The organism is Ferrovibrio sp. GW821-FHT12F09 (assembly GCF_058806775.1).
Map to the genome: position 1 here is coordinate 1 of NZ_JBXAPZ010000002.1, position 25192 is coordinate 25192.

26 protein-coding genes are annotated in these 25192 nt (G+C 62.2%); 6 read left to right on the top strand and 20 right to left on the bottom strand.

Annotation, left to right across the window (positions count from 1 at the left end; genetic code table 11):
- Nucleotides 1-135: 135 nt before the first annotated feature.
- The 4 genes from fusA to AC1ROB_RS12875 all read right to left on the bottom strand — a co-directional run bounded on the left by fusA (nucleotide 136) and on the right by AC1ROB_RS12875 (nucleotide 4088).
- Nucleotides 136-2214 (bottom strand): elongation factor G, encoded by a 2079-nt coding sequence (fusA, locus tag AC1ROB_RS12860; protein WP_492970749.1) that lies wholly within the window; start codon nucleotides 2212-2214, stop codon nucleotides 136-138.
- A 30-nt stretch (nucleotides 2215-2244) separates the two neighbouring features.
- Nucleotides 2245-2715: a 30S ribosomal protein S7 gene (gene rpsG / locus AC1ROB_RS12865; protein WP_492970748.1), complete on the bottom strand. Its 471-nt coding sequence runs from the start codon at nucleotides 2713-2715 to the stop codon at nucleotides 2245-2247.
- 12 nt (nucleotides 2716-2727) lie between these two features.
- Entirely contained in the window at nucleotides 2728-3099 is a 372-nt protein-coding gene (rpsL, locus tag AC1ROB_RS12870) for a 30S ribosomal protein S12 (RefSeq protein ID WP_492970747.1), read from the bottom strand.
- A gap of 404 nt (nucleotides 3100-3503) precedes the next feature.
- Nucleotides 3504-4088 carry a malonic semialdehyde reductase gene (locus AC1ROB_RS12875; RefSeq protein WP_492970746.1) on the bottom strand — a complete coding sequence of 195 codons (585 nt, stop codon included), beginning with the start codon at nucleotides 4086-4088 and terminating at the stop codon, nucleotides 3504-3506.
- A gap of 230 nt (nucleotides 4089-4318) precedes the next feature.
- On the opposite strand from AC1ROB_RS12875, the gene gltA reads away from it, so the two are divergent.
- The 6 genes from gltA to AC1ROB_RS12905 all read left to right on the top strand — a co-directional run bounded on the left by gltA (nucleotide 4319) and on the right by AC1ROB_RS12905 (nucleotide 10012).
- Nucleotides 4319-5623, top strand: coding sequence for a citrate synthase (gltA, locus tag AC1ROB_RS12880; protein ID WP_492970745.1), 1305 nt, complete (start codon nucleotides 4319-4321; stop codon nucleotides 5621-5623).
- Between the two features lie 118 nt (nucleotides 5624-5741).
- A complete protein-coding gene (locus AC1ROB_RS12885) occupies nucleotides 5742-5882 on the top strand; it encodes a hypothetical protein (protein WP_492970744.1) in 141 nt (46 codons plus the stop codon).
- A gap of 124 nt (nucleotides 5883-6006) precedes the next feature.
- Complete coding sequence (locus tag AC1ROB_RS12890) at nucleotides 6007-8358, top strand: ATP-binding protein (RefSeq protein ID WP_492970743.1); 2352 nt, start codon at nucleotides 6007-6009, stop codon at nucleotides 8356-8358.
- Nucleotides 8348-8755, top strand: coding sequence for a response regulator (locus AC1ROB_RS12895; protein WP_492970742.1), 408 nt, complete (start codon nucleotides 8348-8350; stop codon nucleotides 8753-8755). Before AC1ROB_RS12890 ends, AC1ROB_RS12895 begins: the two co-directional genes overlap by 11 nt.
- Before the next feature lie 100 nt (nucleotides 8756-8855).
- On the top strand, nucleotides 8856-9656 hold the full coding sequence (locus tag AC1ROB_RS12900; protein WP_492970741.1) for a DUF4394 domain-containing protein: 801 nt from the start codon (nucleotides 8856-8858) through the stop codon (nucleotides 9654-9656).
- Nucleotides 9657-9667: 11 nt separating this feature from the next.
- Entirely contained in the window at nucleotides 9668-10012 is a 345-nt protein-coding gene (locus AC1ROB_RS12905; protein WP_492970740.1) for a cupredoxin domain-containing protein, read from the top strand.
- A gap of 50 nt (nucleotides 10013-10062) precedes the next feature.
- On the opposite strand, the gene gloA is transcribed toward AC1ROB_RS12905, so the two are convergent.
- The 16 genes from gloA to rpsB form a co-directional block, all read right to left on the bottom strand.
- Nucleotides 10063-10503, bottom strand: a complete 441-nt coding sequence (gloA, locus tag AC1ROB_RS12910; RefSeq protein ID WP_492970739.1) for a lactoylglutathione lyase — start codon at nucleotides 10501-10503, stop codon at nucleotides 10063-10065.
- A gap of 40 nt (nucleotides 10504-10543) precedes the next feature.
- On the bottom strand, nucleotides 10544-11752 hold the full coding sequence (lpxB, locus tag AC1ROB_RS12915) for a lipid-A-disaccharide synthase (RefSeq protein WP_492970738.1): 1209 nt from the start codon (nucleotides 11750-11752) through the stop codon (nucleotides 10544-10546).
- Complete coding sequence (locus tag AC1ROB_RS12920) at nucleotides 11742-12587, bottom strand: LpxI family protein (protein WP_492970737.1); 846 nt, start codon at nucleotides 12585-12587, stop codon at nucleotides 11742-11744. Before AC1ROB_RS12920 ends, lpxB begins: the two co-directional genes overlap by 11 nt.
- A complete protein-coding gene (gene lpxA, locus AC1ROB_RS12925) occupies nucleotides 12568-13374 on the bottom strand; it encodes an acyl-ACP--UDP-N-acetylglucosamine O-acyltransferase (protein ID WP_492970736.1) in 807 nt (268 codons plus the stop codon). Before lpxA ends, AC1ROB_RS12920 begins: the two co-directional genes overlap by 20 nt.
- A gap of 3 nt (nucleotides 13375-13377) precedes the next feature.
- The gene (fabZ, locus tag AC1ROB_RS12930) at nucleotides 13378-13848 is read right to left on the bottom strand and encodes a 3-hydroxyacyl-ACP dehydratase FabZ (protein ID WP_492970735.1); all 471 of its coding nucleotides are present in this window, start codon (nucleotides 13846-13848) and stop codon (nucleotides 13378-13380) included.
- Nucleotides 13841-14872 (bottom strand): UDP-3-O-(3-hydroxymyristoyl)glucosamine N-acyltransferase, encoded by a 1032-nt coding sequence (gene lpxD, locus AC1ROB_RS12935; protein WP_492970734.1) that lies wholly within the window; start codon nucleotides 14870-14872, stop codon nucleotides 13841-13843. Before lpxD ends, fabZ begins: the two co-directional genes overlap by 8 nt.
- Before the next feature lie 3 nt (nucleotides 14873-14875).
- Nucleotides 14876-15442: an OmpH/Skp family outer membrane protein gene (locus AC1ROB_RS12940; protein ID WP_492970733.1), complete on the bottom strand. Its 567-nt coding sequence runs from the start codon at nucleotides 15440-15442 to the stop codon at nucleotides 14876-14878.
- A gap of 38 nt (nucleotides 15443-15480) precedes the next feature.
- Nucleotides 15481-17760, bottom strand: coding sequence for an outer membrane protein assembly factor BamA (bamA, locus tag AC1ROB_RS12945; protein ID WP_492970732.1), 2280 nt, complete (start codon nucleotides 17758-17760; stop codon nucleotides 15481-15483).
- Between the two features lie 73 nt (nucleotides 17761-17833).
- Nucleotides 17834-18973, bottom strand: a complete 1140-nt coding sequence (gene rseP / locus AC1ROB_RS12950; protein WP_492970731.1) for an RIP metalloprotease RseP — start codon at nucleotides 18971-18973, stop codon at nucleotides 17834-17836.
- Between the two features lie 20 nt (nucleotides 18974-18993).
- On the bottom strand, nucleotides 18994-20202 hold the full coding sequence (locus AC1ROB_RS12955) for a 1-deoxy-D-xylulose-5-phosphate reductoisomerase (RefSeq protein ID WP_492970730.1): 1209 nt from the start codon (nucleotides 20200-20202) through the stop codon (nucleotides 18994-18996).
- Complete coding sequence (locus AC1ROB_RS12960) at nucleotides 20199-20888, bottom strand: phosphatidate cytidylyltransferase (RefSeq protein ID WP_492970729.1); 690 nt, start codon at nucleotides 20886-20888, stop codon at nucleotides 20199-20201. Before AC1ROB_RS12960 ends, AC1ROB_RS12955 begins: the two co-directional genes overlap by 4 nt.
- A gap of 13 nt (nucleotides 20889-20901) precedes the next feature.
- The gene (locus AC1ROB_RS12965; RefSeq protein WP_492970728.1) at nucleotides 20902-21636 is read right to left on the bottom strand and encodes an isoprenyl transferase; all 735 of its coding nucleotides are present in this window, start codon (nucleotides 21634-21636) and stop codon (nucleotides 20902-20904) included.
- A gap of 1 nt (nucleotide 21637) precedes the next feature.
- Complete coding sequence (gene frr, locus AC1ROB_RS12970; RefSeq protein ID WP_492970771.1) at nucleotides 21638-22159, bottom strand: ribosome recycling factor; 522 nt, start codon at nucleotides 22157-22159, stop codon at nucleotides 21638-21640.
- A gap of 92 nt (nucleotides 22160-22251) precedes the next feature.
- Nucleotides 22252-22968: a UMP kinase gene (pyrH, locus tag AC1ROB_RS12975; RefSeq protein ID WP_492970727.1), complete on the bottom strand. Its 717-nt coding sequence runs from the start codon at nucleotides 22966-22968 to the stop codon at nucleotides 22252-22254.
- A 198-nt stretch (nucleotides 22969-23166) separates the two neighbouring features.
- Entirely contained in the window at nucleotides 23167-24090 is a 924-nt protein-coding gene (gene tsf, locus AC1ROB_RS12980) for a translation elongation factor Ts (RefSeq protein WP_492970726.1), read from the bottom strand.
- A gap of 110 nt (nucleotides 24091-24200) precedes the next feature.
- The gene (gene rpsB / locus AC1ROB_RS12985; protein WP_492970725.1) at nucleotides 24201-24998 is read right to left on the bottom strand and encodes a 30S ribosomal protein S2; all 798 of its coding nucleotides are present in this window, start codon (nucleotides 24996-24998) and stop codon (nucleotides 24201-24203) included.
- Nucleotides 24999-25192: the final 194 nt, after the last annotated feature.

A 25192-nucleotide genomic window follows, 5' to 3' on the forward strand; every position in this document is an offset into this window, starting at 1 on the left:
GTCTTGCCATGGTCAACGTGACCAATCGTACCAATGTTGCAGTGCGGCTTGTTACGCTCAAACTTTGCCTTGGCCATTTTACTTCTCCGCTAGATCGGATGTGTGTCTATCGATGCCGTTCGTATTCTTCTGAGATCAGCCGGCGAGCTTCGCCAGCACCTCATCGGACACGTTCTGCGGCACCTGGGCGTAGTGATCGAAAGTCATGGTGTACTGCGCGCGGCCCTGAGTCATCGAGCGCAGGTTGTTGACGTAGCCGAACATGTTGGCCAGCGGCACCATCGCGTTGATGACCTGCGCGTTGCCGCGCGGCTCGGTGCCGGTCAGCTGACCGCGGCGGGACGACAGGTCACCCATGACGTCGCCGACGAAGTCTTCCGGGGCAACCACTTCGACGCGCATGATCGGCTCGAGCAGCTTGGCACCAGCCTTCGGCGCCACTTCGCGGAAGGCCGCACGGGCGGCAATTTCGAAGGCGAGCGCCGAGGAGTCAACGTCATGGTAGGCGCCGTCATACAGCGTCACCTTGAAGTCGATGACCGGGAAGCCGGCCAGCACGCCCGAAGCGGCGATCTGACGGATGCCCTTTTCAACGGCCGGCACGTATTCCTTCGGCACGTTACCGCCGACGACATCGTTTTCGAACACGACGCCCTGACCGGGCTCCAGCGGCTCGAAGCGCAGCTTGACGCGGGCGAACTGGCCCGAACCGCCCGACTGCTTCTTATGGGTGTAATCGATCTCGGCCTTCTTGGTCAGGGCCTCGCGGTACGCCACCTGCGGCGCGCCGACGTTGGCTTCGACCTTGAACTCGCGACGCATACGGTCGACGAGAATTTCGAGATGCAGTTCGCCCATGCCCTTGATCACGGTCTGGCCGCTCTCATGGTCGACCGACACGCGGAAGGACGGATCCTCGGCAGCGAGACGATTGAGCGCCAGGCCCATCTTCTCCTGGTCATTCTTGGTCTTGGGCTCAACCGCGACTTCGATGACCGGCTCGGGGAATTCCATGCGCTCGAGAACGATCGGATGGTTCGGATCGCAGAGCGTGTCGCCCGTGGTGGTGTTCTTCAGGCCGGCCAGCGCGACGATGTCGCCGGCGCGGGCTTCCTTGATTTCCTCACGGCTGTTCGCATGCATCTGCAGCATGCGGCCGATACGCTCGCGGTTGTCCTTCACGGTGTTCAGCACACCGGCGCCGCTCTCGATCACGCCCGAATAGACGCGCACGAAGGTGAGCGAGCCAACGAAGGGATCGTTCATGATCTTGAAAGCGAGGCCCGAGAACGGCTCGTCATCCGAGGTCTTGCGAACCAGCTTGTCGTCGCTCTCGGGCTTCAGGCCCTCGACGCCCGCGACATCCACCGGCGACGGCAGGTAATCGACGACGGCATCGAGCAGCGGCTGCACGCCCTTGTTCTTGAAGGCCGAGCCGCAGAGAACGGGCACGAACTTCGAAGCAATAGTGCCCTTGCGGATGCAGGCCGTCAGAGTCTTGTCGTCCGGCTCTTTGCCCTCGAGGTAAGCCTCCAGAGCGGCATCATCCATCTCGAGCACGGCTTCGATCATCTTCTGGCGCCATTCGGCTGCCTGATCCTTCAGATCGGCCGGGATTTCATCGTAGTAGAATTCGGCGCCCAGGCTCTCATCCTTCCAGATGATCGCACGGTTGCGCACCAGATCCACCACACCCTTGAAGTCGGATTCCGCGCCGATCGGCAGCGTCAGCACCACCGGGGTGGCGCCCAGGCGGTCGATGATCATGTCAACGCAACGGAAGAAATTCGCGCCCATGCGGTCAAGCTTGTTGACGAAGCACATGCGCGGCACGCCGTACTTGTCGGCCTGGCGCCACACCGTCTCCGACTGCGGCTCAACGCCGGCAACGCCGTCGAACAGGCAGACCGCACCGTCGAGCACGCGCAGCGAACGCTCGACTTCAATGGTGAAGTCGACGTGGCCGGGGGTGTCGATGATGTTGATGCGATGGTCGTTCCAGAAGCAGGTCGTGGCGGCAGACGTGATCGTGATGCCGCGCTCCTGCTCCTGCTCCATCCAGTCCATCGTGGCAGCGCCATCATGGACTTCGCCGATCTTGTGCGAACGGCCGGTATAATAGAGCACGCGCTCCGTGGTCGTGGTCTTGCCGGCATCGATGTGGGCCATGATGCCGATATTACGGTAGCGCTCGTAGGGAGTAGTGCGAGGCATGACGATCTCCGGGGACTCTTAAGCCGCTTCTTACCAGCGGTAGTGGGAGAAGGCCTTGTTGGCCTCCGCCATGCGATGGGTGTCTTCGCGCTTCTTGACCGAACCGCCGCGGTTGTTGGCGGCATCGAGCAGTTCGCCCGACAGACGATCAATCATGGTGTTCTCGCCGCGGCCGCGGGCCGCCGAGATCAGCCAGCGGATCGCCAGGGCCTGGCCACGATCGTGACGCACTTCAACCGGAACCTGGTAGGTGGCGCCGCCGACACGACGCGAACGGACTTCGATGGCCGGACGCACGTTGTTCAGCGCATCGTGGAACATCTTGACCGGGTCACTGCCGGACTTCGCCTTGATGCGGTCGAGCGCACCATAGATGATCGCTTCGGCGGCAGACTTCTTGCCGTCGTACATCAGCATGTTCATGAACTTGGTCAGGACGAGATCACCGAACTTCGGATCCGGCAGAATCTCGCGCTTCTCAGCAGCGTGGCGACGCGACATGGATCTCTCTCCTTACTTCGGACGCTTCGCGCCGTACTTCGAACGGCGCTGCTTGCGGTCCTTGACGCCCTGGGTGTCGAGCACGCCGCGGACGATGTGATAACGCACGCCGGGAAGATCCTTCACACGACCACCGCGGATCATGACGACCGAGTGCTCCTGGAGGTTATGGCCTTCGCCGGGAATGTAGCTGCTGACCTCGAAACCGTTGGTCAGGCGCACGCGGGCAACCTTACGAAGCGCCGAGTTCGGCTTCTTCGGGGTCGTCGTGTAGACGCGAGTGCAAACGCCACGACGCTGCGGGCATTCCTGCAGCGCGGGGACCTTGTCACGGACCGGCTTCGGCGAGCGCGGCTTGCGGATCAGCTGGTTAATAGTCGGCATACGAGTTGAAACTCCGCCAAGTTTTGGTTCAACACATAAAAAAACAACTCAAGGCGAACCACCGTCGGCCTTTCAGCCCGGCAATCCGCCTCGCATTCCGCTCCAGACCCATCACTTGCTGCCCATCGGCAGCGGAGAGGGGTCATTATGTCTCTTGCGTAAGCCTAGCCTCGACGTGAGCGCTACGGAAACCGGGCTGTTCGCCAACCTGTGTCTAGGGAAATCCCTACTACCGGGTCGACTCGCGGGCCGGAACATACTGGCCGCACCCTACCCGGTCAAGCGCGTTTTCCCATCTTTCTGTGAAGTTTTGTCGCATCGGCGCCAAAGCCCAAAAACAGCAGGATTCGCGGCTGTTTTATATTTGCGGGCCTCATATAGACACCCGCCAAATATGAGAACATTCAAAGAACTTGACAGGCCTCACTGAATGCCAGCCGGGGGCTGCGCGGGAAAAGCTTGGTAGAATCGCCGTAGCCGAGATTGCAGAGGAAATTCGACTTCACCTGCCCACCCGGGAAAAACGTCTCATCGACCTTGGCACTGTCGAACCCTGACATCGGACCGGTATCCAGCCCGACAGCCCGGGCCGCCAGGATAAAATAGGCCCCCTGCAGGCTTCCGTTACGGAAGGCGGCCACCTCTGCCGCCCTGGCATCATGGGCAAACCAGCTGCGGGCCTCCAGGTTATGGGGAAACAGCTGCGGGAGCTGGTCATAGAATTTCAGGTCATAGCCGATAATGGCGGTGACAGGCGCCGCCATGGTCTTGTCGAGGTTGCCGGCTCCCAGGGCAGGCTTCAGCCTGGCCTTGGCCTCCGGGCTACGGATAAAGACGATCCGTGCCGGACTGCAGTTGGCGCTGGTTGGACCCCATTTCATCAGGTCATAGATCTGCTGCAGCTGCGCATCGCTCACCGGCCTGTCGAGCCAGCCGTTATGGGTCCGGGCAGTGCGGAACAGGGTGTCGAGAGCAGCGGCGTCGATCATCGGTCTATCTCCGGAGCAAATCAGGGAACGGCAGTCGCTACGCCTAGCACGGCATTCCACAACTGGAAATCCGGAGTTACGCGGACGTAACGTCGGATAGTTGCAGGAATTTTATTCATCCAAGGTCGGGTATTTTGCGAGTGACGGAACACTTTCCTCCGGCGCGGCCACCACCCTATAATTGTTTGCAACACAACCAGATACACAGTCTCCAACCTGGGGGTACCCGAATGACCACCGGCAGCAAGCCCGTTACGCTCACCGATCCGAACACCGGAAAGACCGTTACCCTCCCCATGCTGGATGGTTCGGTCGGTCCGTCGGTGATCGACATCCGCAAGCTCTATGCCGAAACCGGTCACTTCACCTATGACCCGGGCTTTACTTCGACCGCCAGCACCGAAAGCAAGATCACTTATATCGATGGCGACGAAGGCGTGCTGCTGTATCGCGGCTATGACATCGCCGAGCTGGCCGAACATTCGACCTTCCTCGAGACCTGCTACCTGCTGCTGAACGGCGAGCTGCCGAATGGCGAGCAGCGCACATCGTTCGAGAATTCGATCACCAATCACACCATGCTGCATGAACAGATCCATTTCCTGTTCCGCGGCTTCCGGCGCGATGCGCATCCGATGGCCGTGATGTGCGGCGTTGTTGGCGCCCTCTCCGCCTTCTATCACGACGCGACCGACTACGATGATCCGAAGCAGCGCATGATCGCGCAGCATCGCCTGATCGCGAAGATGCCAACCATTGCGGCGATGGCCTTCAAGTATTCGATCGGCCAGCCCTTCATGTATCCGCGCAACGATCTCGGCTATGCCGAGAACTTCCTGCAGATGACCTTCGGCGTGCCGGCCGAGCCTTACAAGATGAGCCCGGTCCTGGCCCGCGCCATGGACCGCATCTTCATCCTGCATGCCGATCACGAGCAGAATGCCTCGACCTCAACCGTGCGTCTGGCCGGTTCGTCGGGCGCCAACCCGTTCGCCTGCATCGCCGCCGGCATTGCCTGCCTCTGGGGCCCCGCGCATGGCGGCGCCAACGAAGCCGTGCTGAAGATGCTGGAAGAGATCGGCTCGGTCGACAAGGTCGGCGAAGCGGTCAAGAAGGCCAAGGACAAGAACTCGGGCTTCCGCCTGATGGGCTTCGGCCATCGCGTCTACAAGAACTATGACCCGCGCGCCAAGGTGATGCGCCAGACCTGCTATGAGGTGCTGGACGAACTGGGCGTCAAGGACGAGCCGCTGCTGAAGATGGCCATGGAGCTGGAGCGTATCGCGCTGGAAGACGATTACTTCGTCTCCAAGAAGCTGTACCCGAATGTCGACTTCTACTCGGGCATCATCTTGCGCGCCATGGGCTTCCCCACCGCGATGTTCACGGCGCTGTTCGCGCTGGCCCGCACCGTCGGCTGGATTTCCCAGTGGAACGAGATGATCGAGGATCCGGCCCAGAAGATCGGCCGCCCCCGTCAGCTCTATACCGGTGCCACCAAGCGGCCGTATATTCCGCTCGACAAGCGCAAGTAATCCGCGTTTTATTAACGTGGATTGACGGCACCGACGGGAGGCGGGCCGAATGGGCAAACGAGCGGAACAGCATGGCGGCAAGCCCCCTACGGGAACCCGGACAACCGGGTATGGCTGGATGCGTCCTGGTTTCGTCACGATGCCCTCGGCCTCCAACGACAACCGGATCGCGCCGCGGATTCTGCTGCGACAGCCGCAATTCTGGCTGTGGATCGCCGGTGCCGGTGTGCTGATCGCCTGGCTGGTCGCTCGTCTGTGACCCATTAGGCAACCGATGAGATTTGGGCCGCCCTCGGGCGGCCCTTTTCATTTGTCCGCGCAAAGACTCGTGGCAACCTGATAAAAAACCAACCTATGTTCGCGTAACAGGATAGATTCTCCGTATGCGCATCACTGTGCGCCTGAAACTTGCCGCCGCCTTTGCTATCGCCGTCCTGACGGCGGCTGGCCTGGGTGTGGCTGCTCTCTGGGCGGTCCAGTCGGTCGGCGACCTTGTGGTGCGCCTGTACGATCAGCCGCTGATGGCGATCAACTATGCCCGTCTGGCTCAGACCGATTTTGGCACCCAGGAGTTGTCGACCCGTGAATTGCTGACCGAGAGTGAAATCGCGGACAGCGAGCAACATGCCGAGGACATAAAGACCAAGAACGAAGAGTTCTTGGCCGATCTGGGCATCGCGGAAGAGCGCGGACTGAATGAAGCCATCCGTAAATACGGCGCAAAAATTCGCGATCTGAATGAAGTCTGGCTGCAGTCGACGCTGGATGCACTGAAGGAATTGCCAGACTCCGCGGCCCGCCGCGAGCACATCCGCACGCGTGAAACCATTGCCGCCGCGATTTCGGAAAATCTGGAAATCTTGACCCAGATCGCTGCCGAGGACGGGTTCGTTTTCCGCACGCAGGCCGAAGCCACAATCCAGGCGACCAAAGATCGTACCATGACGATGATTGCGGCGCTGGCGGCTGTCATCCTCGTCGTTTCGGTCATGCTGACACGGAACATCGTGTCGCCACTCAACACCATGACACAGACCATGTTCCGGCTGGCCGATGGCGATATCGGTGTCGACGTCCCGGAAAGCAAACGACGCGACGAAATCGGTCAGATGGCCGCATCGCTGCGGGTGTTCCGTCAGGCCCTCGAAGATCTCCAGGTCGCCCGTGAACACGCCGAGGCCGCAACAAAGGCCAAGTCCGAATTCCTGGCGATGATGAGCCATGAAATCCGCACGCCAATGAATGGCGTGCTGGGCCTGACCCGCCTGCTGACCAAAACACCGCTCAATCCGGAACAGCGCAACCTTGCCGGCACGGTGCTCGATTCCGCTGAAGCCCTGCTGGTCATCCTGAACGACATCCTCGATTTTTCGAAACTGGAGGCGGGCCGCGTCGATGTCGAACAGATCGACTTCGACCTTGCGCGCGTGATCAGCGCATCCCTGATGCTGATGAAAAATCGTGCCGAGGAAAAAGGCCTGCTCCTGGGCGCAACGATCGACCACACCCTGCCGCCCTATTTGATGGGCGACCCGAACCGGCTGCGCCAGGTTGTGCTGAACCTGATCGGCAACGCGATCAAATTCACCGAAAAAGGCCGCGTCGACGTCATCGTCCGCCATGAACCGGACGCGCAGGGCAACGCTGCCATGCTGCGCTTTGAAATCCGCGACACCGGCATTGGCATGAGTAAGGAAAGCCTGAGCAAATTGTTCGGCAGCTTCGTGCAGGCGGATTCCTCTATTACGCGTCGTTTCGGCGGCACCGGACTTGGTCTGGCCATCTGCAAGCGGCTGGTTGAAGCCATGGACGGTACGATTGGCGTCGACAGCGAACAGGGCGTGGGCAGTACCTTCTGGTTCCGCCTGCCATTGCTGATGGGCCATGAGCCGCTGGCCGTGAAGAAGGATGCGGTCGATACTCCCCTGCCCTCGCTGCGGATTCTGGTCGCCGAAGACAATCCGGTGAACCGTAAGGTGGCCGCCGGCATCCTGATGGAACAGAAGCATCAGGTGGCCTTTGCGAACAATGGCCGGCTTGCTCTCGAAGCAGCCGGCCAGGCCACGCCACCCTTCGACCTGATCCTTATGGATGTGCATATGCCGGAAATGGATGGCATTACGGCCGCCCAGGAAATCCGCAAACTGCGCGAACCATGGCGCGATACCCGTATTATTGCCGTCACGGCCTCCTTAAGCACCGATGGTGTGCAACGATGCCTGGCGGCCGGCATGAACGACTATGTGGGCAAGCCCATCGTACCGGCGGCGCTGGATCAGGCGATCCGCCGGGTCATGGGGTTTGTTGGCGAGCCGATGGTCCAGATCGCGGAACCAACGCCTTATGGTGGCGCCACGGCCGAAGAAGATTTCGATTCCGGGGTTCTGCAAAGCCTGGTCGACGACCTGGGTCAGGAGACCGCCATCGACCTAGTGCAAACCTTTATCGAGCTGTCTGTCGAAATGGCGGCCGGCCTGACCGCCTTTGAACAAGACAATGACTGCCATCGCATGGCCGAACTGGGCCACAGCCTGAAAAGCTCGGCCGCCAGCCTTGGCCTGCGCATGGTGCGCCGTCAGGCCGAGGCCCTGGAAAAAGCCGGCCTCTCCGGGGACGCCGCAGAGACAAGGCGCTACACTGATCAACTGAAATGGTCCCTCGAATCAGGCACGACATGGCTGCGCGACTGGGCCAGCGCTGCGGCCGAGCCTGCCGGATTGAAGCATGTTGGATAACAAAATTCCCGGCGCGGGAAACCTTCGCGTCCTGCTTGTCGAAGACGACATGTTCGCCCAGCGGCTGGCGGCATCGGTTCTGCGCCAACTGGGCGTCACCAAACTGACCGTCGTCAAGGACGGTCAGGCTGCTATCGAAATGCTGGGGGAATCGGAAATCCAGTTTGACCTGATTATTTCAGACTGGAACATGCCGCATGTCACCGGGCTGGACCTACTGAAGCATGTGCGCAGAACCTGGGAGAACATGCCCTTTCTGATGCTGACCGGAAATGCCAACGAGGATTTTGTCATCACGGCCCGCAACAACAAGGTCGACGCCTATGTCATCAAGCCATTTTCGGCGGCCCAGCTGCAGCAGAAGATTGCCGCCATGTTTAATATAAAGCTGCCTTAAATTCCCGATAATATGGGATTTTCCACCCTTGACCGCCCACCGGATCAATCTATCAATCTTCAATGCGACCAAAACCGTGCCATTTGGCTAGGAGGATTTCATGCGTTCCAAGATTACTGCGGCGGCCCTGGGTTCCGTTTTCTTACTGACCGGCTTTGCCGGCCAGGCCCAGGCGTTGGATTTCGCCGGCCTGAACAACCGCAATGAGATCGTCCTGTTCAGCGACAAGGCGCCGGGCAAGGTCAAGTCGGTCGCCATCACCGGTGTCGAAGGCAAGGTCATCGGCATCGATGTCCGCCCGGCGGACGGCAAGCTGTATGCGCTGACCACCGACAGCACGATCTACACCATTGATACCATGACCGGTGCCGCCTCCCGCAAATCCAAGCTCTCGGTGGTTATCGACTCTGTCGACCATGTCATTGTCGACTTCAACCCGCAGGCCGACCGCATGCGTGTGATCGGATCCACCGGCCAGAGCCTGCGCGCCAATGTCGATACCGGCCAGACCGTGGTCGACGGCAAGCTGGCCTACCGGCAGCAGGACCGCAATGCCGGCAAGCCGGTCGGCGTCTACGCCGGCGCCTATATCAACTCATTCGCCGGCGCCACACAGACCCAATTGTTTGAGATGGACAGCATGAATGGCACCTATGTCGTGCAGGACCCGCCAAATGACGGCGTGTTGCGCACGGTCGGCGCAACCGGCATCCCCGCCGGTACGATTGTCGATGCCATCGATATTTATACCGATGCCAAGGACAATTACTTCGGCTTTGCCGTCAGCAATGCCGTGCTGCACAGCTTCGATGTCGGCACCGGCAAGACCAAGAAAATCGGCGCCATCGGCAGCGGCAAGACTGCGATCATCGATATCGCCGTCCTGACGCCGCGCAAATAGACCGCTGCACGATGCTGTACAATGGCATCGCCGTGGCGATCGGCAGCCTGCTGCTGGCCCTGTGCATCAGCCTGTATTCCACATGGTCGGAGGCGCAGGCCGGCACCACCATCCTGCAGCAGGGCATTGCCTTCAAGCCCGGCTCTGTGAAGGTCAAGGTCGGCGGTCAGGTGACCTTCCGCAACGAAGATCCCTTCGGTCATAACGTCTACTCGCCCAGCAAGGGCGGGATTTTCGATATCGGCCTGCAGGCTCCCGATTCCGAAACGGCCGTCACATTCAAGGAAGCCGGCGACTATATTATCCAGTGCCGCATCCATCCAAAGATGCGCGCCACGGTTAGCGTCAGCCCCTGACACTGCGACCGCGACAATGAAAAGGCCCGGATCAAACCGGGCCTTTTGCTTTATGCAGGCTTGCGCTCGATCAGTTCGATCTTGTAGCCATCCGGGTCTTCGATGAAGGCGATAACGCTGCCGCCATGCTTCATCGGGCCGGGCGGCCGCGGAATCTTCACCCCGGCCTCTTCGAGCAGTTTGCACACGCCGTAGATGTCCGGCACGCCAAGGGCGAGATGGCCGAAGCCGCTGCCAATCGTATAGGGCTCTTTCTGCCCCCAGTTATGGGTCAGCTCGATCACCGTATTGCTCTTCTCGTCGCCATAGCCGACGAAGGCCAGGGTGAATTCACCGGTCGGATAATCGGTCTTGCGCAGCAGGGTCATCCCCAGCTTGCCGACATAGAAATCGAGTGACTTTTCCAGGTCCAGCACGCGCAGCATGGTGTGCAGCATCTGGAAGCTGCCGGCCTGGACGGCGGGTTTGTTAATGGGGGCAGTCTCGTTCATCGGGCAATCCTCCGGGGCTTGAGGGCTATGATATGGGGGATCAGGTCGGCGCGGGCAACCGCTTGGCCGCGACGGCCAGAACGGCGCGGGCCGCACGATGGGCCGGCGGGACCGGATCGTCGGCGCCCAGTTGGGCCGCAACGGCGGCGCAATCCTCGACCTGGCGCCGGTGCACGGCCGGATCGGTCAGCAGTAGCGACAGGGCCGGCGCAATCTTTGCCGCCGTGCAGTTTTCCTGCAGGAATTCCGGCATGACTTCGCGCTGCTGCAGGATATTGACCAGCCCCACATAGGGAATCTTGATGAACCGCCGCATGATGGCGGCACTGATCGGGTTGATCCGGTAAGCCAGCACGGTCGGCGTGCCCGCGAGGCCAAGTTCGAGTGTCGCAGTCCCGGATGCCGCCAGCGCAACCTCGGCCGCCAACATGGCCGCGTAGCGTTCTGGCGCCGTATCCAGCACGGTGGCCGGAAATGGCAAGGTCGCAACCGCATCGCGCACCAGATCGGCAACCGTCTCCACTGTCGGGATCAACAGGTGCAGCGCCTGTCCCTGCGCCTTCAGCATGGCCAGCGCTTCGGTAAACACGGGCAGCAGTTTTGTCACCTCGCCTTTGCGGCTGCCCGGCATCAATGCCAGCAGGCGGACATCGGAAGAAATACCGTGACGCTGACGGAAGCCGCGGCCTTCGGCGGTTGCGTTGGATTCGGCACGACGCGCTGCGGCCAGCGTTTCGACTGCCGGATGGCCGACGAATGTGGTCGGCAGACCCACCACCTCGAAATACGGTGGCTCAAACGGCAACAGCGCCAGCAGATGATCGCAGAGTCGTGCCAGGCGGCGGGCACGACCTGGACGCCAGGCCCAGACTGTCGGCGCGACATAATGCACGATCGGAAAGCTCCGCCCCGGCACCCGCTGCATCACGCGACGGGTATAGCCGGGGCTGTCAATGGTGACGACCACATCGGGTGCTTCCGACAGCACGAACCTTGCCGCCTGATCGATGCGGCCGAGCAGGAACCGGGCTTTGGGCAGCAGTTCGACGACACCCATGATCGCCATATCGGAAACCGGAAACAGGCTCTGCAGCCCTTCTCCCTCCATCTGGGCGCCACCGGTGCCGATAAACTCGACCCCGCCTTCCGTCTCGCTGCGCAGGGCGCGCATCAGGCTGGCGCCAAGCACGTCGCCTGATGGTTCGCCGGCCAGCAGCGCCACCCGCAATTTGCGTGGTTCAACCGCCATGGGGCAGTCCGATCAGAAACAGGCCGTGGCGGTCGGCGGCCGCAGCACTTGCGGCGGCATCCACCATCAACGCTGCACCGGCTTCGACAGCGATACCGCTGAGGCCGGCCGCAGCGGCCTGATCCACAGTCACGGTGCCTATGGTCGGCAGATCGACACGCCGGTCCTGCTGCGGCTTGACGCATTTCACCAGCACGCCGCCCCGCGCCGCCGGTATCTCTGCCATCCGGCGCAGCAGCGCATCGGTGCCGGCATCGTCTTCCAGCCCTACCACGCGGCCGCCGGCCGCCACGGCCGCCTGGCCCTTGTCCGCCGCGCCCAGATCGCGGGCCGCCTGCAGGGCCAGGGCGATATCCGCCTGCTGGCTCTCTGTCGGCGCGCGACCGCCATAGGTCTGCTCCTGCACCAGCAGCTCCTGCATCAGGGCATCGATGCCAATGATGCGGAAACCGTCCTGCTCGAATGTTTCAATCACCACACGCAGGATGGCATCGTCACCACTCAACGCCGCCTTGACCAGGCGTGGCAGCAACAGCGCGCCTTTCAGGTCGGGTTTCAGGTTTTTGAAATCGGGTTTGGTGACCGAGCCGCAGAGACAGACCTCGCTCACACCGGCCTGTTTCAACGCCTTGAGCAGGCCACCGACCTGCGGCAGGTCGAACCAGCCATGATCGGTGCCCTCCACGGTGGCGGGAAGACAGAAGCCATTGAGGGCTGCAATAAACAGCGGCCGGCCCTGGGCAAGCCAGGCGTCGCGGATCAGGGCCGGAATCTGGCCGCCGCCGGCGATCAGTCCCAGCTTGGGATGCCCGGTATCAGACCGCGCCGTTACCATCCGCCTGCGGCTGGCAAACGCCACGCTTGGAGGCGTTGCGGATGAACTCGACCAGTTCCTGGACCAGCTTGGCGCCATCGAACTGAGCCGCGACATCGTTCAGGCGCTTGCTCAGTGTATCGCCCCTGGCGAACAGAAGATCATAGGCTTCGCGCAGCTTGGAAATATCGTCGCGTTCGAAACCCCGGCGCTTCAGGCCAACAAGATTGAGGCCGGTCAGATGCGCACGATTGCCGATCACCATACCATAGGGAATGACATCCTGCTCGACGCCGCTCATGCCGCCGATCATGGCATGCTGGCCGATGCGGCAGAACTGGTGGATCGCGGCCAGACCGCCGACAAAGGCGAAGTCGCCGACCTCGATATGACCCGCCAGCGTCGCATTGTTGGCCATCACGACGTTATTACCGACATGGCAATCATGGGCGACATGGGCGCCGGTCATGAACAGGCAGTTATCGCCGACACTGGTCAGCATGCCACCGCCCTCGGTGCCGGTATTCATGGTCACGCCTTCGCGGATCACGTTGTTCTTGCCGATCACCAGCCGCGACGCCTCGCCGTGATACTTCAGATCCTGCGGTGCATGGCCGACCGAGGCATAAGGAAAAATCCTGGTGCCTGAGCCGACAGATGTAATACCGGCAACCACGGCATGGCTCAGAAGCTCGACACCGTCGCCAAGCTCAACCTGTTCGCCAACCACACTATAAGGGCCGATCTTCACATCGGCTCCCAGCTTGGCGCCATCCTCGATGATGGCTGTGGGGTGAATGCTGCCCATGGGTTATTTCCGGTCGAGAATCATGGCGGAGAAAATCGCCTCGGCGGCCAGCTTGCCATCGACCATGGCCTTGCCCTCGAATTTCCAGACCGGGCCGCGCTGCTTGATGGCGCTGACATGAATGTGCATCTGGTCGCCTGGCGTCACCGGCTTGCGGAAACGCGCTTCGTCGATGGTCATGAAATAGACCAGCTTGCCTTCGGCTTCCTTGCCCAGGCTGTGCACCACAACAACTGCCGCGGTCTGTGCCATCGCCTCGACGATCATCACGCCGGGCATCACCGGTTGGCTCGGGAAGTGACCGGTGAATTGCGGTTCATTGATGGTGACATTCTTGATACCGATCGCGCTCTTGCCGACCTTCAGGTCGACGACACGATCGATCAGCAGCATCGGATACCGATGCGGGATCATTTCCATGATCCGCAGCACATCGATGGCTGCTACAGTCACTCCGCTTTCGGTCTCACTCATCCCGCTGGCCTTTCTTCTGCGCCAGGCGACGCATGGTCGCCACCTGACGGAAATATTCCTTCACTTTGGTCGCGGGAATGCCGAAATAGCTTTCCCCGGCCGGAATGTCGGTCATCACACCCGACTTTGCCCCGATACGTGCGCCCGTGCCGATCTTCAGATGACCGGCAATGCCGCTCTGCGCGGCCAGCACGACAAAATCGCCCAGTTGGGTGGAGCCCGCGACACCGGCCTGCGCCACAATGATGCAGCCCCGACCAAGCGTCACGTTGTGCCCGATCTGAACCAGATTATCAATCCAACAGCCCGGACCGATCACCGTATCCGGACCTGCGCCGCGGTCGATGGTGCTGTTGGCGCCAACCTCGCAGTCGTCACCCAGCAAAACGCGGCCGAGCTGCGGCACCTTCACATGACCGGCCGGGTCCGGCGCAAAACCGAAACCGTCCTGACCGATGCGTACGCCGGGATGCAGTGTAACGCGGGCCCCGATCACGCAATGGCTCAGCGTGACATTTGCACCGATCCGGCTGCCCTCGCCGATCTGGACATTGGCGCCGATCACCGTGCCGGCGCCAATCGCCGTGCCAGCGCCGATCACGGCGCCAGCACCGATCACAGCGCAGGGCGCAATCGAAACGCCCGCCCCGAGTATCGCTCCGGGCTCGACAACCGCCATGGGATGGACACCCGCGGCCGGCATTGTGGCCGGGTAGAATATCTGCGCCGTGCGCGCATAGGACAGATACGGCTTGGGCGAGACCAGCAAGGCCACGCCGGGCGGCGCCAGGCCGACATGCTTTTCATGCAGGATGCAGGCACCGGCGCGGGTCGTCGAGAGGGCTTCGGCGTATTTTGGATTATCGAGGAATGTCAGCTGACCGGAGCCGGCCTGATCGAGTGTGGCGACATCGTCGACAGACAAAGCGGCCTGCGCCGGATCCGCCAGCCTGGCGCCGCAACGCGCCGCCAGATCACCCAGCGTGAAAGGGCCGGCCCGCTCGAAAAAGCGCGGATCCGCCATTCATCATTTCCCGGCGGGGAGATTCACTTTGACGGACGGCAGGCGCTGATCCAGACGCTTCAGCACCTCGGGCGTAATATCGATGCTGTCGCCAATGAAAATCTGAACCTGGGCACGATCCAGCACCATGTTGAAACCGCGCTCCGTGGCCAGACCCTTCAGGATTTCGACGACCTGCAAGGTGACCTGCTCGCGTACGCCGTTCAGCATCTTTTCCAGAGACTGCGAACGCTCCTGGATGCGCTTTTGCAGCTCCACCACCTTGCCCTGGAAGGCCTGGCGCTTCTGTTCGAAGGCTTCCGGCGACAGCACCGAGCGCTGCCGGCCGATTTCCTGCTCTTCGGCGCGCAGCTTTTCCTCTTCCTTGGCGATTTCCGACTGGAAGTTGAAACGATACTGCTCAAGCTGCTGGCGGGCAGTCTTCAGGGCTGCGGCATCGCGATTGACGCGCTGGCTGTCGATAACGGCGATAACGGTCGGCGGCACCTTGCCGCCGGCGGCCTGCGCCATGGCTGCGCCCGGCAGCGCGGTTGCGACCAGCGCCAGCAGGGCAAATACGAATTTGGACATCGAAGTCATAACCATCAAACCTTGCTAAACAGAAACCGTTAGAAACGGGAACCGAAGTTGATACGCAGAAGTTCCTTCTCATCGAAGTCTTCTTTGACAATCGGGAAGCCAAGATCCACACGGATCAGGCCGAGTGGGGATTTCCACTGCACGCCGGTACCCACCGAAACGCGGATGCTTTTCTCGTCAACCACTTCCGGGCCGACATCGCTGCTCTTCCAGAGGGTGCCGGCTTCTGAGAACAGCCGCCCCTTGATGCCGAATTCGCTCGGTAGGCCGATCGGGAAGACCAGGTCTGCCTCGGCCTTGTAATACCGTTCGCCACCGAGGGCGTCGCCTGTGGTACGGTCACGCGGTCCAATACCGCCGGTCTCGAAGCCGCGGAACGTGTCGCCGCCAATGAAGAAGCGGTTCGGCAGGCGGACGTCGTCGCTCAGACCGTTGATCATGCCGGCTTCGGCGCCAACGCTGAACACCGTGTCATCGGTGACGGCAAAGTACTTGGTCGCGGTGCCGACATTCTTGAAGTAATACTCGGTCCCGCCGATACCAGCCGCTTCCTGGGTCAGGCGCAGCACATAACCGCTGGTCGGCTCGATGCGGTCGTCGCGCCGGTCATAGGTCAGTGTATGGCCCACCGCCGAGGTCAGGAAGGTGCCTTCCTGCGCTTTGACGAACCGCGACGCCGTCGACACGATGTTGTCGATCTTGTCCTGCCGAATGCGGTAGTAGACCAGCTGCGACAGGTTTTCAGTGATCGGATATGACAGGCGCGGCGTGGCGGCCGTCGTGGTCTGGTCGATACCGCTGCGCTTTTCAAGATCGGTGCGGCGGCGCAGCAGGTCGAAACCGGCAGCCAGTTCGCGATCGAGGAAATACGGCTCGGTGAAGCCCATATCGATCTGCTGCCGGCGGGTCGACAGGCTGAAACCGATCTTGAGGTCCTGGCCACGACCGAGCAGGTTGCGCTCACGGATCGAGATGTCGCCGAGCACGCTTTCCGTTGTCGAGTAACCGAGGCCGATCGACAATTCGCCGGTCGACTTCTCCGTCACTTCGGCGGTCAGCACCACCTTGTCCGGCGCACTGCCTTTGCTTTCGGCGATTTCGGCCTTGTCGAAGAAGTTCAGGCCACGCAGACGGGTGCGGGTGCGACGCAGCTTGGCCGAATTGAAGGCATCGCCTTCGACCAGACGAAACTCGCGACGAATGACCTTGTCCAGCGTGCGCACATTGCCGACAATATCGATACGCTCGACGAAGACGCGCGGGCTTTCGCCAATCCGATAGGTGATATCGATGATGCGCTTTTCGCGATCCTTGTTCACATCCGGGCGCACATCGACGAAGGCATAGCCGAAACGGCCAAGCTCGGTGGTCAGCGCCTGTACGGTCTTCTCGACCAGATCGGCATTGTAAACATCGCCCGGCTTGGTCTCGACGAATTCTTTGAGCTGGCCGCCTTCGATGCCCTTCAGCTCGCTGACGACATCCATCTTGCCGAACTTGTACTTCTGGCCTTCTTCCACCGTGAAGGTGATGACGAATTTCTCACGGTTGGGCAGAAGTTCGGCAACAGCGTTGTTCACCGCGAAATCGGCATAGCCCTTGCTGAGATAGAACTTGCGCAGCTTCTCGCGGTCGAAGGTGACCCGATCCGGATCGTAGCTGTCATCCGAACTCAGAAAGCGCCACCAGGCGGTTTCCTTGGTCTGGATTTCCTCGCGCAGGCGGGAGTCGCTGAAATGGGTATTGCCGATGAAGCGGATGCGGCTGACGCCTGTGAGCGGACCTTCACTGATTTCGAAGACCAGGTCGACGCGGTTCTGCTCCAGTTGGATGACCTTGGGTTCCACCGTAGCGGCAAAGCGACCGGTGCGGCGGTAGATCTGCTGGATGCGCTGGGTGTCGGCCTGCACCTTGGCGCGGGTATAGACCTGACGCGCCTTCAGCTGAAGCTCGCTGCGCAGCTGGTCCGCCTGCACACGGCGGTTGCCTTCGAAGAGAATGCGATTGATGACGGGGTTCTCGACCACGCGCACGATCAGGCTGCTGCCCTGTAGGCGCAGATTGACGTCGGCAAACAGGCCGGTGGCAAACAGGGCCTTCAGCGACTTGTCGGCCTCGGACGGCGAATAGACCGAGCCCGGCTGCAGGGTGAGGTAATTCTGGATGGTGGAGATTTCGATACGCTGGTTGCCCTCGATCACCAGATCGCGGATCTGCGGACCACCGGCCTGCGCCATGGCTTGCCCGGTGCCGAGGCCCGTGGCCAGAAGCCAGGCCAGCACCGGCAACATCAGCAGCCGGCGCAGCATGGATAACGCGTCGTTTCGGAACATCCCCGCCACAATCCCCATCGTCTTGAGACCGCCTCTCACTTAGCCGGATTCACGAAAAAAGCCCAGTGAGGAAATTGAAAATTGGCAGGCGGTTCAAATCGTTCCAGGTCGCGAACACGAACAGCGACATGACCAGGGCAAAACCGATGCGGAAACCGTATTCCTGGGCCCGTTCGCCCATCGGGCGGCCACGCAGGGCCTCAATGCCGTAAAACAGCAGGTGGCCGCCATCCAGCATCGGCACCGGGAACAGGTTAATCAGCCCGATGGCCACCGACAGGGTCGCCATCAGCAATACCAGGCCCAGCCAGCTGGATTTCGCCACATCGCCCGACATCTTGGCGATCCCCAGGGGGCCGCTCAGCTGGTCGCCGGATTCCTTGCCGTTAATGATCCGGCCCAGATAGGTGAAGGTATTGGCCACCACCTGCCAGGTTTCGCGCACGGCCTGAACTGTGGCATCGACCGGATTGAGACGAACCAGTTCCTGCCCGCTGCCATTCTGTACGCCGATCCGGCCCAGCCGCTGGGGGTTGCCCGCGGCATCCACCACATCGACACGCTGCGGAATCACGGTCAATTCGATCTCGGCGCCATCACGCTGCACGCGCAATACGATCGGAGTTTCCGCACGCAGGGCCACATAGGTCTGCAGTTCCTGGAACCGGTCGACCTTCGATCCGTCCGCCGTGAGAATCCGGTCACCCGAACGCAGGCCCGCGACTTGCGCCGCGCTGCCCGGCAGCACCTCACCCACCACCGGCAGGGTGAACGGCTGGCCGACCGTCATGAACATGGCCGCAAAAACAAGGATCGCGAAGATGAAGTTGATCGCGGGACCGGCCACCACGATGGCGGCGCGCTGGCCGAGCGTCTTGTGATGGAACGACACCGCGCGCTCGGCGTCGGTCATGGTGGCGACGGCGGCGTTATCGGTGCTGGAGGTCGCATCGGCATCGCCGAAGAACTTCACATAGCCGCCAAGCGGCACGGCGCTGATCTTCCAGCGCGTGCCATGCTTGTCGTTCCAGCCGAACAGCTCCGGGCCGAAGCCGATGGAAAAGACCTCGATCTTGACGCCGCAATAGCGCGCCACCGAATAGTGGCCGAGCTCATGCACGAACACGATGATGGTGAGGACAACGACGAAAGGAATGACGTATCCGGCAAAACTGGCAATGAAGTCCATGGCACCTCAACGGCCGCGCGTCAGCGCCGGCCCCGTCCTCTCGTTTGCACCCGTACGATCCGGTCGTCGTCCGTCGGATCGATCAGATGCGCCGCATAACGCCTTGCTGCGCCATCAGCCTCGCGCACGGCCGCAAGGTCATCCAAGGCCCCGCAGGGAACCCGGGCCAGGGTCTGTTCGACAATCCGCGTGATGTCGAGGAACCCGATCCGGCCATTCAGAAAGGCATCGACGGCCACTTCGTTGGCCGCGTTCAGGATAGTAGGGGCAGCGCCCCCTGTTTGCAAGGCTTGCCGTGCCAGGTTCAGGGCCGGAAAGCGAGCAAAATCAGGCACTTCAAAGGTCAGCTTGGCAATCGCGGCCAGGTCCAGACGGGCGGCCGGCGTGGCCATGCGGGACGGCCATGCGAGCGCAACGCCAATAGGGGTACGCATATCGGGGGTGCCGAGCTGGGCCAGCACCGAGCCATCCACGTAGGAAACCAGGCTGTGGATCACCGACTGGGGGTGGATCAGCACCTCGATCCGCTGCTCCGGCACCGGGAACAGGAAGCTGGCCTCGATCATTTCCAGCCCCTTGTTCATCAGGGTGGCTGAATCGACCGAAATCTTGGCCCCCATGCTCCAGACCGGATGGGCAATGGCCTGGGCTGGGGTGACTTCGCGCATCTCGCTGAGATTGAGGGTGCGGAACGGGCCGCCCGAGGCGGTCAGGATCACCCGGTCGATGCTGTCGGGGGCATCGAAGTCAAAGACCTGAAAGATCGCATTATGCTCGGAATCGACCGGCAGGATGGTGGCGCCGTGCAGCGCCGCCTCGCGCATGACCAGCGCGCCGGCGCAGACCAGGCTTTCCTTGTTGGCCAGGGCCACCAGCGCCCCGCGACGGACCGCCGCCAGGGTCGGCTCCAGACCCGCAGCACCCACGATGGCCGCCATGACCCACTCGGCCGGCCGCGCTGCGGCTTCGATAATGGCCCCTGCCCCGGCCGCGGTTTCGATGCCGCTGCCGGCCAGACGCTGGCGCAGTTCGGCCAGCAGGCTTTCGTCACCGATCACGGCCAGCCGGGCCTTCACCAGCATCGCCTGCTCGGCCAGCAGGGCCACATTGCTCTGGGCCGTCAACGCCTCGACCGGGAACCGGTCAGGCTCGCGGGTCACCAGATCGATGGTGGAGCGGCCGACCGAGCCGGTGGAGCCCAGGATGGTGACGCGTCGTGCAGCCGTCATCCCCATAGCATCCTTCCCGAAAGCAGATCGCAGGCGGCGACAAAAGGCGCGGCGAACAGCAGGCCGTCCAGACGATCCAGCACGCCGCCATGACCCGGAATGAGCTGACTGGAATCCTTCACGCCGAAATAGCGCTTGAGCGCTGACTCCGTGAAGTCGCCGGCCTGCGATACCACGGCCACCAGTCCGGCCAAGGCCGCCAGCGCCAGCGCCGGCATGGCGGGATCGATGGCAGCGACCATACCGCCGGCAATGGCGGCGCTGACCATGCCGCCCAGCAGTCCGGCCCAGGTCTTGTTCGGCGAGATGCGCGGGATCAGTTTCGGTCCGCCGATGGTGCGACCGGCGAAGTACGCCCCGGTATCGGTGGACCACACGGCGCAGAACAGCCAGAAGGTGATATGGCGTCCCTGTTCCGGCGTGTCGCGCAGCCAGACCAGCGCCGCGCAGGGCACGAGCACATAGACAAGGCCCAGCGCCATCCACAGCGGACCGCGCGTCCAGGCGGCAACTGCACCGCCCTGCCGCGGCAGTCGCCACCATTCCCACAGCATCAGCACGCCGGCCAGCGCCACCAGCGCCGTGAAGGCCGCACCGCCGAACCAGACCGCGGCCACGGCAACGGGCAGCATGACCGCGGCCGACAGGATACGGAGCTGCAAACTGCTCAGGGCAACAGCGCTCATCGGGATAAAGGCATCACTCGCTGGCGCCATACCGGCGGTCGCGGCGCTGGTAGGCCTGCACGGCATCGGCCAGATCCTGCGCCGAAAAATCGGGCCACAGCTTGTCGACGAAGATCAGCTCGCTATAGGCCGACTGCCAGAGCAGGAAATTCGACAGCCGCTGCTCGCCGCTGGTGCGGATAATCAGATCCGGGTCGGGCGTGCCTGCCGTCTGCAGATGACCGGCCAGCATGTCGGCCGTGATGTCCTGCGGCTTCAGATGGCCGGCCGCCACCTGTTCGGCCAGCTGCCGGCAGGCGTCGACGATCTCATCCTGGGCGCCGTAGCTGAGCGCAATCGTCAGTGTAAGCTTGCGGTTGTCGCGCGTGCGCGTTTCAGAATCCGCAATCAGGGAAACGATATCCGGCGCCAGCTTGCTGCGGTCGCCGATCATGCGGATGCACACGCCGTTGCGCGCCAGATCGTCCAGCTCGCGGCGGATGAACAGCCGCAGCAGATCCATCAGGCCCGCCACTTCGCTTTCCGGCCGCTTCCAGTTCTCCGACGAGAAGGCATAGAGCGTCAGGTATTCGATACCGAGATCGCGGCAGCCGCGCACCACCTCGCGCACGGTATCGACGCCCTGCCGGTGACCCAGGTTGCGCGGCAGGCCGCGCGCCTTCGCCCAGCGCCCGTTGCCATCCATGATGATGGCAATGTGGCGCGGTGCGGGTGGCGCGAGGGCCTGTGATGCAACCGGCTGCGACATGCTAGACCTGCAGGATCTCCTTGGTCTTCTGCGCCAGGAAATCGTCGATCTTCTTGGTGGCGTCGTCGGTCAGCTTCTGGATTTCGTCCTGGTACATCTTGACGTCGTCCTCGCCGAGATCGCCGTCCTTCTCCGACTTCTTCAGGTGATCCATGCCATCGCGACGCACGCCGCGAACCGCCACCTTGGCCTGTTCGGCATACTGGCCGGCCACCTTGGTCAGCTCCTTGCGGCGCTGCTCGTTCAGCTCCGGGATCGGAATCCGGATCAGGGTGCCGTCGGCCTGCGGGTTCAGGCCCAGGCCGCTGGCGGCAATCGCCTTCTCAACCGCCTTCACGTTGCTCTTGTCCCAGACCTGCACGCTGATCATGCGCGGCTCGGGCACGCTGACCGTGCCCACCTGGTTGATCGGCATCACACTGCCGTAAACGTCGACGCGGACGGGATCGAGCATGCTGATGCTGGCGCGTCCGGTGCGCAGGCTGGCGAATTCATGTTTCAGCACATCGACCGCTTTGGTCATGCGCCGTTCAATGTCGTCGATATCCGGTTCGGCCACCTGCCTGCTCCCGTCTTTTTTCTAAGCAATACCAAATATTTAAGAGAATGCGCCGGTTACTCGCCTTCAATCACGGTACAGCGTCCGGTGCCGGCCAGCACTTTGGCGAAGCCGCCCGCCTCGTGCAAGGAGAACACCAGGATCGGAATCCGGTTTTCCCGGGCCAGACTGATGGCCGAGGCATCCATCACCTTCAGGTCTTTCTGCAGCACGTCCATATAGGTCAGGGTCTCGTAGCGGGTCGCCGTTTTGTCCTTCTTCGGATCGGCCGTGTAGACGCCATCCACCTGGGTACCCTTGAGCAGGGCATCGCAGCCCATTTCGGCCGCGCGCAGGGCAGCGGCGGTATCGGTGGTGAAGAACGGGTTGCCGGTGCCGGCGGCGAAGATCACCACGCGACCCTTTTCCAGATGGCGGATGGCGCGACGGCGGATATAGGGCTCGCAGACCGTGTCCATGCGGATGGCCGACATTACCCGGCTCGGTACGCCATGGGATTCCAGCGCATGCTGCACGGCCAGACCGTTAATCACGGTGGCCAGCATGCCCATATAGTCGGCCGAAGCCCGCTGCATGCCCTGGGTCGCCCCGGAGACCCCGCGGAAGATGTTGCCGCCGCCGATCACCAGGCAGACTTCGCCGCCCATGGCATGCACCGCCTTGATCTCGGCGGTGATGCGGTCGACCGTATCGAAATCGATGCCATAAGGTGTCGGGCCCATCAGGGCCTCGCCCGAGCATTTCAGCAAGACACGGCGGTATTTGAAGCTCATGAGGTCCTCGGAAGGCGATTCCCGGCGCGGCGGCCAAGGGATGACGGCAAAGCGCGGCGATTCTGTGGCGGCTTTATACCATGGCCGCAAAAAGCATGGCAGCGCTCCATCCGGCCGCCCCGCCCCGCCCCGGTCAGGCCCCGGACATGGAAAGGGGGGCTTACGCCCCCCTGAACCGGAATTAGCGATAACGGGCAATCAGCCCGCCATCTTGGCCACTTCGGCGGCGAAATCGTCCGCCTTCTTCTCGATGCCCTCGCCCAGCTGGAAGCGGACGAAACCGGCGATCTCGATCGGCGAGCCGGCATCCTTGGCGGCCTTCTCGACGGCCTTGCCCACCGGGGTCTCGCCGTCGATCACGAAGGTCTGCTCGAGCAGAACGACTTCCTGATAGAACTTGCGGATACGGCCTTCGACCATCTTGGCGATGATGTCGGCCGGCTTGCCCGAACCAGCGGCCTGGTCGGTCAGCACCTGACGCTCGCGCTCGACCAGGGCCTGATCCAGATCCTTGGTGCTCAGCGACTGCGGATTGGCGGCCGCGATATGCATCGCCACCTGCTTGCCGATCTGCTCGACGACGTCACGCTTGCCGGTCGACTTGAGCGCAACCAGAACGCCCAGCTTGCCCAGGCCATCGGCCAGCGCGCTGTGCACGTAGGACACCACGACGCCACCATCGACGGTCAGCTTCTTGGCGCGACGCAGCGTCATGTTCTCGCCAATGGTGGCGATGGCATGGGTCACTTCGTCCTTCACGTTGCGGCTGCTGCCCGGGAAGGCGGCGGCTTCGATCTTGGCAACATCGTCGCCGGCGCTCAGCGCCACGGTGGCAACGCCGGCGGCCAAGGCCTGGAACTGCGGATTGCGGCCGACGAAATCGGTCTCCGAGTTCACTTCGACGATGGCGCCGCTGTTGTCCTTCACGGCAACCGCGACCAGGCCTTCGGCGGCCACGCGGCCGGCCTTCTTGGAGGCAGCCGACAGGCCCTTCTTGCGCAGCCAGTCGATGGCGGCATCCAGATCGCCGCCGGTCTCGTTCAGCGCCTTCTTGCAATCCATCATGCCCGCGCCGGTCTTCTCGCGCAGGTCCTTCACCAGGGCCGCAGTAATCTCAGCCATGAATCTTCTCCAATGTCATTGAACCGTATTGAACGGTCGGGTCACAGAAACGGCTGCGGCGCCCCGTCGAAAAACGACAGAGGCGCCGCGACCGAACAGAAACAGGCGTCTTAGGCCTGGGCCGCGGCTTCGCCACCTTCGATGGCCGCCGGCGGGATGACTTCAACCGGCATTTCCTCGGCCGCGCCCATGTCGGCGCCGCTGGCGGAAAGCTGCTCTTCGACGCCGCTCAGGATGGCGAGCGAGAACAGATCGCAATACAGGTTGATGGCGCGCAGCGCGTCATCGTTGCCCGGCACCGGGAACGTGATGCCCTGCGGATCCGAGTTGGAGTCGAGGATCGCGACCACCGGAATGCCCAGGGTGCGGGCTTCGGCGATGGCGATGTCTTCCTTGACCGTGTCGATCACGATCATGATGCTGGGCAGACCGCCCATGTCCTTGATGCCGCCCAGCGCGCGATCAAGCTTCTCGCGCTCGCGGGTCAGGTTCAGCACTTCCTTCTTGGTCAGGCCGGCAATGCCCTGCTCGCCCGAACCCAGCAGCTCTTCCAGCTCCTTCAGGCGCTTGATCGACTGGGAGATGGTCTTCCAGTTGGTCAGCATGCCGCCGAGCCAGCGATGGTTCACGTAGTACTGACCGCACTTGGCAGCCGCTTCCGCGATCGCTTCCGAGGCCTGGCGCTTGGTGCCGACGAACAGCACGCGGCCGCCGCCGGCAACCGTGTCACGCACGGCCTGCAGGGCGCGATGCAGCAGCGGAACGCTCTGCTGCAGATCGATGATGTGAATGTTGTTGCGATCTCCGAAGAGATACGACTTCATCTTCGGGTTCCAGCGATGGGTCTGGTGGCCGAAGTGCACGCCTGCTTCAATGAGCTGACGCATGGTAAAGCTCGGTAAGGTCATCCTATATATCCTTCTCCGGTTGGGCCGCCGCAGGCACGTCCTTCGCTCCTCGTGTGGAACTCGGACACCGGAACACTGGATCGGGATGTCTCCCCGATAACAGCGCAAGCCTGCGTGTGGGTTTGAGTGGGCGCCTTGTAGCCGGTTCAGACCGGGAACGCAAGCCGCATCTGGGGGGCCTTTGCAGGGTTATC